The organism is Devosia sp. Root436 (assembly GCF_001426345.1).
In the GTDB taxonomy this organism is placed as follows: Bacteria; Pseudomonadota; Alphaproteobacteria; order Rhizobiales; family Devosiaceae; genus Devosia.
In genome coordinates this window covers 232379-243184 of the sequence record NZ_LMEM01000012.1, presented here as the reverse complement: position 1 = coordinate 243184, position 10806 = coordinate 232379, and the positions used below count along the sequence as shown (strand labels likewise).

Here is a 10806-nt window from a genome sequence, read left to right as displayed (position 1 = left end):
TGCGTGGCACAATGTTACCCCTCGGCCAGCGGGTGATGCGTCTCCACCAGCACGCGCAGCTTTTCGTCCAGCACATGGGTATAGATCTGCGTCGTGGAAATGTCGGCATGGCCGAGCAGCATCTGCACCACGCGCAGGTCGGCCCCGCCGGCCAGCAGGTGGCTGGCAAAGGCGTGCCGCAGCACATGCGGCGTCACCCGCGATGGGCTGATCCCGGCGCGTCCGGCCAGGAGCTTGAGGTCACGCGCAAAGACCTGCCGGCTCAGATAACCCTCCGCACCTGACGCCGGGAACAGGAAAGCCTCCCCCTTCTCCAGCGTCGCGGCATAGGTCTTGACGGCATCGCGCGCCCGGTCGTTGAGCGGCACGATGCGCTCCTTGCTGCCCTTGCCGACCACAGTCAAAAAACTCGCATCCCGCATCACCGCCGAGCGGCGCAGGCTCACCAGTTCGCTTACCCTGAGCCCGGTGGCATAGAGCAGTTCGAGCAGCACATAGAGCCGCTGGGCGGCAGTCTGCTTCTGCGGCGAAGCCTCCTTGTTGGCTTCGCTGTCGGCCAGTGCCAGCAGCGTGTCCACCTCGGCCAGCGACAGCACCTTGGGCAAAGCCCGCCGGCTTTTCGGGCTTGGCACGATGCGGGTGGGATCGTCCCCGCGCATGCCGTCGGCGCATAAAAACTTGTGAAACTGGCGGATTGCCGAGAGCCGCCTTGCCGAGGACGCGGCGGAAAGCCCGTCCTGCTTGAGGCGGTCGAGAAAGGCGTTGACCGTGTCGCGGTCCACATTGAGCAGCGTCTGCTGCCGCCCGGCGACATAGCCGGCATAATCGGAAAGGTCGCGGCGATAGGCGGCGATGGTGTTTTTCGCCGCCCCGCGCTCGGCACTCATCATTTCGAGAAAAGCGCCGATCAGGTGGGCGCCGCTCATGGCGCGGCCGGGTCTTCGGCCGGAGTCTGCTGTCCGGGCAAGGCCGGCTGACCACCCGACAGCAGGTCGCGCTGGGGAATGCGGATGGTCTGTTCCTTTTGCGTCGGCTCGACGAAGGCGACCAGCGCGAACATGCCGGCATAGACCAGCCCGGCCAGGAAAAGCAGCGTGATGATGAGGCGGATCAGGGTGGGCATTGGCAGTCCGGCTGGCGGTTTGCTTGCTGTTTGCCGGCAATTTGCCTGCAAAAGGTTTCGTTTCCGTAGGCATAGTGCGGTTTGGCGCCGCCGACTGCAAGTTCTTGACAGCCGGGGGCCGGACGGCTTCATAGCGGCAGCATCAGGGAGTGTGTCTTTTGAACCGTCCGGACGCGGTATCGCGGCAGGCCCGCGCCGAACATCTTGCCGAGCGCCTCGCCGGCAAGCCGCTGGTGCTGGTCGGCATGATGGGCGCGGGCAAGACCACGGTCGGCCGCCGCCTCGCCGCCCGGCTCAATCGCCAGTTTCTCGACAGCGACGAAGAGATCGAGAAGGCGGCGCAGATGACCATTCCCGAGATTTTCGAGCAGCGCGGCGAGCCCGAATTCCGCGCCGGGGAAACCCGCGTCATCGCCCGCGTGCTCAAGGATCAGGGCGTGGTGCTGGCCACCGGCGGCGGCGCCTTCGTCAATGTCGAGACGCGGGCCCTGGTCAAGACCGAGGCCATATCCGTCTGGCTCAAGGCCGAGGTGGACATCCTGTTCGAGCGGGTGTCGCGCCGCTCCAACCGCCCCCTGCTCAAGACCGCCAATCCCCGCGCCACCCTCGAAAAACTGATCGAGGACCGCTATCCCATCTATGCCGAAGCCGACGTCACCGTGGTCTCGCGCGACGTGCCGCAGGATGTGGTGGCGGGCGACGTGATCGACGCCGTGCTCGGCTTTCTCAAGCGCCAGGACTGATCGACATGGCTGATATTGCCCACACAGTTCACGTCGCCCTCGGCGCCCGCGCCTATGACATTCTCATTGGCGACAGCCTGCTCGACGATGCGGGGAAAATCCTCGCCGAGCGCTTCCCCGGCCGCCGCTATGGCATCATCACCGATGACAATGTGGCCAAGGCACAATTGCCGCGTCTGCTGGCATCGCTCGACGCGGCGGGCCTCAGCCATACCGAAATCGTGCTGCCGGCAGGGGAAGCCACCAAGTCGTGGGCCCTGCTCGGCCAGGCGGTGGAGGGCATTCTCGCCGCCCGCCTCGAACGCGGCGACCTGGTCATCGCCCTGGGTGGTGGCGTCATCGGCGATCTGGCCGGCTTTGCCGCTGCTATCGCCCGGCGTGGCATGGATTTCGTGCAGATGCCCACCTCGCTGCTGGCGCAGGTCGATTCTTCGGTGGGCGGCAAGACCGGCATCAATTCGCCCCACGGCAAGAACCTGATCGGCGCCTTCCATCAGCCCAAACTGGTGCTGGCCGATCTCTCGACGCTCGATACGCTCGATGCGCGCCAGTTCGCCTCCGGCTATGCCGAAGTGGTCAAATACGGCCTCATCGACGACGAAGACTTTTTCTTCTGGCTCGAACAGCATCAGCCCGAAATCTTTGCCGGCGGCCCGGCGCGGGGCGAGGCCATTGCCCGCTGCTGCGCCCACAAGGCGCGGGTGGTGATCGAGGACGAAAAGGAGCTCGGTGTCCGCGCCTTGCTCAATCTGGGCCATACATTCGGGCATGCGCTCGAAAAGGATACCGGCTATTCCGACCGCCTGCTGCATGGCGAAGGCGTCGCCATCGGCATGGTGCTGGCACATGGCTTTTCCGCCCGGCTGGGGCTGGCGCCGAGCCAGGACAGCGGCCGCATCGCCCAGCACTTGAAGAAATCGGGCCTTCCCACCACCTTGGCTGATATCCCCGGAATGTTGGGCTCCACCGAAACATTGATGGAAGCCATCGCACAGGACAAAAAGGTCCAGCGCGGCGCGCTGACCTTCATCCTGACGCGCGGCATCGGCCAGGCGTTCATCGAAAAGAATGTCGATCCGGCGGGGGTGGCGGAGTTTTTGGATGAGATGCGGGCTCTACCCCTCTCCCCTTGAGGGAGAGGGTGATTTTCCGCGTTCAGCGGAAAATCGGGTGAGGGGGTACTGCGCTCGCCCATGCTTCAATGCTTGTGGAAGCAACCCCTCATCCGCCCTTCGGGCACATTCTCCCTCAAGGGGAGAAGGGTAGAAAGAAAGGCTAAACCCCCTCGGGCAGGTCCCAAGGCCCATCCACCGGCAGCACCTCGATCGTCAGGGCATGCACCTGGTCCTTGAGTTCGGCGCCCAGAACGTCCATGACGGCGCGGTGTTGCGCCACGCGGCTCATCCCGTCAAAATGACGGGTCGCGATTCTGACACGAAAATGGGTTTCACCACCCTCCCGCCAGCCGGCATGACCATGATGGAGCGATGATTCATCGATCACATGGAGGAAGGCGGGGACAAATTTGCTGGTGAGCTTGGCGGTTAAGGTGTCTTTTACGGACATCGCGTCGAGGTCTCTGTTGTCTTCAGGCTTTAACTAGGCGCAATGAAACTGCAATCCAAGCTCTTCGACACCATTCGCATCAAGCCGCGCCGCGAAGAAAAGCCGGCGCCGGTCGAGCACACCTGCGATTGGGAAGGGTGCGAGCTGGCCGGGGAGTTCCGCGCGCCCAAGGGGCATCGCAGCGAGGGCCAGTATCACCATTTCTGCCTCGAGCATGTCCGCCACTACAATACGGCATTCAATTTCTTCGCCGGCATGGACAAGGACGAGCTGGAGGAGGCTTTGCACGCCCCGCCCAAGGCCGAATCGCGCTCGAGCTTTGCCACCGGCAATCCCAATATGCGCGGCGCCAAGGCGGCCCGCGAGGCATTGCGGCCCGGCGACCGGTTCGGCGATCCGTTCGGGGTGTTTGCCCGCTATCGCCACCGCCAGTCGCAGAAGCCGGCGACCGAACGGGTCAAGCCGCTGCATGAGCAGGACCGGAGGGCCCTCGAAACGCTGGGGCTGATCGGCCAGGCCAAGTCCGACGACATCAAGCGGGCCTACAAGACTCTGGTCAAGATCCACCACCCCGACGCCAATGGCGGCGACAAGGCCAGCGAAGAGCGTCTGCGCACCATCATCGCGGCCTACGCGCATTTGAAGAAGACCGGCTTCGTGGCGAAGTGACTTGTCCCCTCCACGGCGTCATTCCCGCGAAAGCGGGAATCCCCCTTCGGTGCCTGTCAAAGTGAGATTCCCGCTTTCGCGGAAATGACGCGGCGGTTGTATAGCCAATGCAAGTTCTGCGCGCCGCCCGCTACCCCCATCGTCACAATGCTGCTATAGAGCCCGCGACTTAACGCCCATTCCCGCCTGAAATTCCTTCCGCCAAGAGCCATGCCATGACTGAGTACACCAATCTGCCCGACACCGAATTTTCGGCCCGGGAGCTGTTCGGTATCGACACGGACATGAAGGTGATGGGCTACAAGGAAGCCAATAGCCACGTGCCGCCGGTCGATCCGGATTACCTGTTCGACCGCAACACCACTTTGGCCATCCTTGCCGGCTTTGCCTTCAATCGCCGCGTCATGGTGCAGGGCTATCACGGCACCGGCAAATCCACTCATATCGAGCAGGTCGCGGCGCGCCTCAACTGGCCGCTGGTCCGCGTCAATCTCGACAGCCATGTCTCCCGTATCGATCTCGTTGGCAAGGATGCGATCGTGCTCAAGGACGGCAAGCAGATCACCGAATTCCGCGACGGCATCCTGCCCTGGGCGGTGCAGAACAATGTCGCTCTGGTGTTCGACGAATACGATGCCGGCCGCCCGGACGTGATGTTCGTGATCCAGCGCGTGCTGGAAGTGGCAGGGCGGCTGACCCTGCTCGACCAGAATCGCGTCATCGTGCCCCATCCGGCCTTCCGGCTGTTCTCGACCACCAATACCATCGGTCTGGGCGATACGTCGGGCCTCTATCACGGTACCCAGCAGATCAACCAGGGCCAGATGGACCGCTGGAGCCTGGTGACCACGCTCAACTACCTGCCGCATGACAAGGAAGTCGGCATCGTGCTGGCCAAGAACAAAAGCTATGCCGGGAACGACAAGGGCAAGAAGACCATCGCCAACATGGTGCGGCTGGCCGACCTGACGCGCTCCGCCTTCATCAATGGCGACCTCAGCACGGTGATGAGCCCGCGCACGGTCATCACCTGGGCCGAGAATACCCAGATTTTCGGCGGCGATATCGGCTTTGCCTTCCGCCTGACCTTCCTCAACAAATGCGACGAACTCGAACGCCCCGTGGTAGCCGAGTTCTACCAGCGCGTGTTCGGCGAAGATTTGCCTGAGTCGTCAGCCAATCTGGCGGTCACGGCCTAAAGACAAGGCCCCCTCACCCGGCCCTTCGGGCCGACCTCTCCCCCAAGGGAGAGGTGCAGGGGGTTCGGTGTTTCTCACCTCTCCCTTGGGGGAGAGGTCGCCGCGCAGCGGCGGGTGAGGGGGCCTTCCCCCGACCGACGAGCATATTGATGGCACAACCACCGCGCAGCAAAGCCAACAAGCCCGACCAGACCCAGCTGTTCAAATCGGCCATGGGGGCGACGGTGCGCGCCATCGGGGCCAAGGCCGATCTCGAAGTGACCTTCACCTCCGACCGGCCGCTGCTGACCTCCGACAAGGCGCGGCTGGCCAACCTGCCGCGGCTGCCGACGCGGCGCGATATCGCTATTGCCCGCGGGCAGGGCGATGCCATGGCCATGCGGCTGGCCAGCCACGATCCCGATACCCATCGCAAGCGCTCGCCGATGGACCCCACCGCGCGCGCCGCCTTCGATGCGCTGGAGCAGGCGCGTGTCGAGGCCCTGGGCTGCGTGCGCATGCCCGGCATGGTCGGCAATATCGGAGAAATGCTGGAAGACCGGCTGTTCCGCGCCAATTTTGCCGAGGTGGACAACAAGGGAGATGCCCCCATTGCCGAGGCCTTGGGCCTGCTGCTGCGTGAAAAACTGGCCGGCGTGCCGGTGCCGCCTTCGGGCCATGCGCTGGTCGACCTCTGGCGCAAGGAGATCGAGGACAAGGGCGGCAAATCCCTCGATGACCTGCTGACCCGCTACGAGAACCAGGACGAATTTTCGCGCGCCGCCAAGGCGCTGCTGCGCGATCTCAATCTCGTGCCCGAAAGCGAGCTGGACGACCCTGATGCCGCCGATGAGGAAGACGGCGAGAGCCAGGAGCCCGAACAGGGCGACAGCTCCGACAAGTCGCCCGAACAGGGCGAGGGCGAGAATGACACCCAGGATTCCGAGCAGGACGAGCAGGCCGGCGATTCGGAAGAGACCGGCGATGTCGAGGGCATGGAATCGGACATGGCCGATACCGACGAGGACGCGGCGGCCGAAGCCGGCGAAGACGCGCCCATGCCCCCGCCCGCCAAGGATGGCGGCACCCAGCTCTCCAACCAGTTCCAGTACAAGGTGTTCACCACCAAGTTCGACGAGATCGTCAAGGCGGCCGAACTCTGCCCGCCCGACGAGCTCGACCAGTTGCGGAGCCTCCTCGACAAGCAGCTCGAAAACCTGGCCGGCGCGGTGGCGCGTCTGGCCAACAAGCTGCAGCGCCGGCTGATGGCCAAGCAGAACCGGAGCTGGCAATTCGACCTCGAAGAGGGCCTGCTCGATACGGCGCGTCTCACCCGCGTCGTCACCGACCCGATGCAGGCTTTGTCCTTCAAGGTCGAGAACGATACCGATTTCCGCGATACGGTGGTGACGCTGCTGATCGACAATTCTGGCTCCATGCGCGGCAGGCCCATCACCATCGCGGCCATCTGCGGCGATATCCTCGCCCGCACTTTGGAGCGTTGCGGCGTCAAGGTCGAAATCCTGGGCTTCACCACCCGCGCCTGGAAGGGCGGCAAGTCGCGCGAAGCCTGGCTCGAAGCCGGCCGTCCGCCCAATCCCGGCCGCGTCAATGACGTGCGCCACATCATCTACAAGGCCGCCGACGAGCCGTGGCGCCATGCGCGGCGCAATCTGGGCCTGATGATGCGCGAGGGGCTGCTCAAGGAAAATATCGACGGCGAGGCGCTCGAATGGGCGCGCAAGCGCCTGATGGCGCGGCCGGAAGCCCGCCGCATCCTGATGGTGATTTCCGACGGCGCCCCGGTCGATGACTCCACCCAGAGCGTAAATGCCGGCAATTATCTGGAAGCCCATCTGCGCCAGGTGATCGAGGATATCGAGACGCGCTCGCCCATCCAATTGGTGGCGGTCGGCATCGGCCATGACGTGACGCGTTATTATCGCCGCGCCGTGACCCTGCTCGATGCCGAGGAACTGGCCGGGGCGCTGACCGACGAATTGGCGGCCTTGTTCGACGAGGAAATGCCGGTGCAGACGCGGCGACGAGGCCGGGGATGATGCTGGGCCGCGTCGCCATAATAGCGGCGATGCTGGCGGGAAGTTTTCCCGCCACGGCGGTCGAGGTGACGGTCAGCGCCAGCCCGGTGACCCAGTTCAAGGACAGCGGCGTCGACGAGCCCGTCGATAGCCTGATCTTCCGGGGCGGCATTGCCCTGGTCAGCCAGGACGACACATTCGGCGGCCTCTCCAGTCTCGCCATGACCGGGCCGAACCAGCAGGTGGTGTTTGCCAGCGATCGCGGCAATTTCGTCACCGGGCAACTGGCCTATGACGATGCGGGGCGCCTGTTCGGCTTCATCGGCACCCGCGTCGAGCCGATGCGCAATTCCAGGGGCGAGCTGCTGCCGCGCCAATATGCCAAGGATGCCGAAAGCCTCGACACGGTCTATCGCGACGGCGAGCCGGTGGCGGTGCGCGTCGGCTTCGAGAACCTGACCCGCGTCGCCGATTTCGCCCTCACCGATGGCCAGCCGGGCGGGCCGGCGCGCGAGGTGAGCATTCCCGATTGGCTCATGGAGCTCAGGACCAATGAGAGCCTGGAATCGCTCTGCATCGCGCCGCCGGCTTCACCCATAGCCGGGTCGACCCTGCTGTTGACCGAAGAGGCGCTGGACGAAGACGGCAATCATCGCGGCTGGCTGCTGGGCCAGCGCGACAAGGGCCCCATTGGCTACCGGAACAGCCCAGTGGTGAACCCCACCGACTGCGCCTTCCTGCCCAATGGAGACCTGCTGGTGCTGGAGCGCGGCGTTTCCATGCTGAGCTTCGTGATGAACCTGCGCCGCGTGCCGGCGGCCGAGGTGCGGCCGAATAACCTGATGGCGGGCGAATTGCTGCTCTCGGCCACCGGCGGCAGCATCGACAACATGGAATCGCTGGCTGTCCACACCGCCCCCGATGGCGAGCTGCGCATCCTCATCGGCTCGGACAACAATTTCAACGATTGGCAGCGGACGCTGTTGTTGGAGTTTGCGCTGGTGGAATGAGTGCCACGCCCTCGTGGTTCGAGGCTCGCGAAGGGCTCGCACCTCACTATGAGGCCTACTTCTAGCTCGCTGTACCAGTAGCCCTCATGGTGAGGTGCGCTTCTTCAGCGCCTCGAACCACGAGGGCGTGCCCCTAAGCCACCACAGCCCCGCGCCCGGCCAGCCAGCCCCGCAGCGACTTGTATGGCGCCAGCAGCAGCACGGCGAGCACCAGTTTCACCAGGAAGTCTCCCAGCCCCAGCGACACCCAAAGCTCCACTTCCGGCCCCACGCCCAGCAGCGGCGCCGGGAAGGCGAGCGAGGAATCGTCCATGCCGAACAGGGCGTCGATGCCGGCAAAGGCAGGGGCCATGGCCAATGAGAAGAAGATCGCCGTATCGAGCGCCGAACTCACCAATGAGGAGAATATCGGCGCCTGCCACCAGGCGCCGTTGCGCAGCCGGTGGAAGATGGAGATATCGAGGAACTGCGCCACCAGGAACGCCGTGCCCGAGGCAATGGCGATGCGCGGGGTGGCGAGATAGATCGAGAGCACCACCGCGACGGCAAAGCCGGCCACCACGACGAGGCGAGCCTTGGCGGGGCCGAAGGCGCGGTTGGTGAGGTCGGTCACGAGGAAGGCCACCGGATAGGTGAAGGCGCCCCAGGTGAGGATATCACCCAGATTGACCGGCCCGAGCTGGACCGCGACGGGGTATTGCACCAGGAAATTGGACGCGGCGACAACCGCGACCATGGCGGCCACGGCCGCCAGGAAACGAGCAAGCATCAGAATGCACCTCTATAGGAGCGCGATCCGGCATAAGACCGGGGCGCAATGGGTGGATAGGTATCACCCCATCCACGGAACGTCACCCTCGGATTCGCTCCAAGGGGTTTGGTATGCCAGATGGCATGGAGCAGAAGTCACCTCTCCCCTGAGGGGAGAGGTCGACCCGAAGGGTCAGGTGAGGGGTTCAGCGTCGCGTTGGGCACCGGGGACTTTCACCAGCATTGAACCCCTCACCCCACCCTCTCCCCTGAGGGGAGAGGGAGGCAAAGCTCCGTGACGGGCGCAAGCCGCCCCCCAAAAAACAAACCGCGCGGGGCATGACCCCACGCGGCTCAATCGTCTATCGACCGGCTGCTTACGCAGCGAGGGCGGCGCGGATTTCCTTCTTGATGCCCTGGGCCAGCGGGCTCAGGTCGGCATCGTCCTGCTTGAGCAGGAAGGCGTCGAGGCCACCGCGATGCTCGACCGTGCGCAGGGCCGCGGCGCAGATGCGCAGCTTGACCGGGCGGTTGAGCGCGTCGGACAGCAGCGTCACGTTGAGCAGGTTGGGGAGAAACCGGCGGCGGGTGCGGTTGAGCGCGTGCGAAACGTTGTTGCCAACCATTACGCCCTTGCCAGTCAGTTCACAGCGACGTGCCATTGATCGATATCCTATTTGTGTAAAGGTCCTGCGTGGCGGAGAAGTCCGCGACGGGCCTCGATTGTTATGAAATCTGGCGCGTCTTTAGAGAAAATGGCTGCCGCCGTCAAGGTGAAGCGGCCTCAAACGCCCGCGAGCGCCTTGCATGGGCCATATCGCACAGGCAGTTTTGAGCAGGGCGCTGATTCGCCGCCCGCCAATGCAGCAGAGAACCGACCGCCTTGATCCAGCTCCGTCTTGCTCCCCTGGCCGCTCTGGCGGTGTTCCTGAGCCACCCCGCCGGCGCCGCCGAAGTCGATGCGACGGCAAGCTATATACTGACGCTGGGCGGCGTCAATATCGCGGCCATGAAGGTCAACCTGGATGACGACGGCAGCCGCTACACGCTCGACCTGTCGGCCAATGTGGCCGGGTTGGGCACGCTGGTCGCCAGCGGCACGGCCAAGGCCACCTCCACCGGGCGCTCCTCGGGCGCGTCGCTGCTGGCCGAGGAATTCGATCTTGAAACCCGCGCCAATGGCGAGAGCTTCACCGTGGACGTGTCCTTTGCCGGCCGCGATGTCTCCGCCTTCAAGGTCACCCCGCCGATCGTCGACAACTATGACCGCGTGCCGCTGGAGCGCCGGCATCTGACCGGGGTGGGCGATTTCCTCTCCGCCTTCGTGCTCAAGGGCAATGGGCTCGACAAGAGCCTGTGTCAGCGCCAGGCCAGGATCTTTACCGGCGTCGAGCGCTTCAATATCGCCATGAGCTACGCCGGCGACGACGAGGCCACTTCGCCGCGCACCGGCTATCAGGGTCCGGTGGTGCTGTGCACGGTGGATTACGACCCGGTCTCGGGCCATTTCACCAGCTCTGATATCACCAACTACCTGGCCGACAGCGACCGCATCATCATCTGGTATGCCCCGCTCGGGGAGAGCGGCTATTTCATCCCCTATCGCGTGCTGCTGGGCACCAATATGGGCGATCTGTCCATGGTGCTGACCAATCTCAGCCAATAGAAGCCTGTCCCGCGACGGGACGGTCAAACGCTTTTTCCTCAAGATCGCCCGGCCAAAGCGGC

General features: G+C 64.4%; 11 protein-coding genes and 1 pseudogene. 7 read left to right on the top strand and 5 right to left on the bottom strand.

What is annotated here, in order from left to right; genetic code table 11:
* Positions 1-14 precede the first annotated feature (14 nt).
* A complete protein-coding gene (locus ASD04_RS14140) occupies positions 15-926 on the bottom strand; it encodes a site-specific tyrosine recombinase XerD (RefSeq protein WP_056258149.1) in 912 nt (303 codons plus the stop codon).
* A 74-nt stretch (positions 927-1000) separates the two neighbouring features.
* Positions 1001-1123 (bottom strand): annotated as a pseudogene (locus ASD04_RS19885) (histidine kinase); the annotation flags it as partial.
* Between the two features lie 158 nt (positions 1124-1281).
* Between ASD04_RS19885 and ASD04_RS14130 the strand changes: the two are divergent.
* Both ASD04_RS14130 and aroB read left to right on the top strand, forming a co-directional pair.
* Entirely contained in the window at positions 1282-1866 is a 585-nt protein-coding gene (locus tag ASD04_RS14130; protein WP_056258144.1) for a shikimate kinase, read from the top strand.
* Positions 1867-1871: 5 nt separating this feature from the next.
* Positions 1872-2999 carry a 3-dehydroquinate synthase gene (aroB, locus tag ASD04_RS14125; protein ID WP_056258141.1) on the top strand — a complete coding sequence of 376 codons (1128 nt, stop codon included), beginning with the start codon at positions 1872-1874 and terminating at the stop codon, positions 2997-2999.
* Between the two features lie 142 nt (positions 3000-3141).
* Here aroB and ASD04_RS14120 read toward each other — a convergent pair whose 3' ends face one another.
* Positions 3142-3432, bottom strand: coding sequence for a BolA family protein (locus ASD04_RS14120; RefSeq protein WP_056258139.1), 291 nt, complete (start codon positions 3430-3432; stop codon positions 3142-3144).
* Positions 3433-3474: 42 nt separating this feature from the next.
* Here ASD04_RS14120 and ASD04_RS14115 point away from each other — a divergent pair, with 42 nt between their 5' ends.
* The 4 genes from ASD04_RS14115 (at position 3475) to ASD04_RS14100 (ending at position 8328) form a co-directional block, all read left to right on the top strand.
* The gene (locus ASD04_RS14115) at positions 3475-4101 is read left to right on the top strand and encodes a DnaJ domain-containing protein (protein ID WP_056258138.1); all 627 of its coding nucleotides are present in this window, start codon (positions 3475-3477) and stop codon (positions 4099-4101) included.
* A 215-nt stretch (positions 4102-4316) separates the two neighbouring features.
* The gene (cobS, locus tag ASD04_RS14110) at positions 4317-5300 is read left to right on the top strand and encodes a cobaltochelatase subunit CobS (protein WP_056258137.1); all 984 of its coding nucleotides are present in this window, start codon (positions 4317-4319) and stop codon (positions 5298-5300) included.
* Positions 5301-5449: 149 nt separating this feature from the next.
* Entirely contained in the window at positions 5450-7339 is a 1890-nt protein-coding gene (gene cobT, locus ASD04_RS14105; RefSeq protein ID WP_056258136.1) for a cobaltochelatase subunit CobT, read from the top strand.
* Positions 7336-8328, top strand: coding sequence for an esterase-like activity of phytase family protein (locus ASD04_RS14100; protein WP_056258135.1), 993 nt, complete (start codon positions 7336-7338; stop codon positions 8326-8328). The genes cobT and ASD04_RS14100 overlap by 4 nt, the downstream gene beginning before the upstream one ends.
* Before the next feature lie 133 nt (positions 8329-8461).
* Here the strand turns inward: ASD04_RS14100 and ASD04_RS14095 are convergent, their stop codons facing one another.
* Positions 8462-9097 carry a VUT family protein gene (locus ASD04_RS14095; RefSeq protein ID WP_056258134.1) on the bottom strand — a complete coding sequence of 212 codons (636 nt, stop codon included), beginning with the start codon at positions 9095-9097 and terminating at the stop codon, positions 8462-8464.
* A gap of 358 nt (positions 9098-9455) precedes the next feature.
* Positions 9456-9740, bottom strand: a complete 285-nt coding sequence (gene rpmB, locus ASD04_RS14090; protein ID WP_056258132.1) for a 50S ribosomal protein L28 — start codon at positions 9738-9740, stop codon at positions 9456-9458.
* A 221-nt stretch (positions 9741-9961) separates the two neighbouring features.
* Here rpmB and ASD04_RS14085 point away from each other — a divergent pair, with 221 nt between their 5' ends.
* The gene (locus ASD04_RS14085) at positions 9962-10744 is read left to right on the top strand and encodes a DUF3108 domain-containing protein (protein ID WP_056258130.1); all 783 of its coding nucleotides are present in this window, start codon (positions 9962-9964) and stop codon (positions 10742-10744) included.
* The last annotated feature ends 62 nt before the right edge of the window (positions 10745-10806 follow it).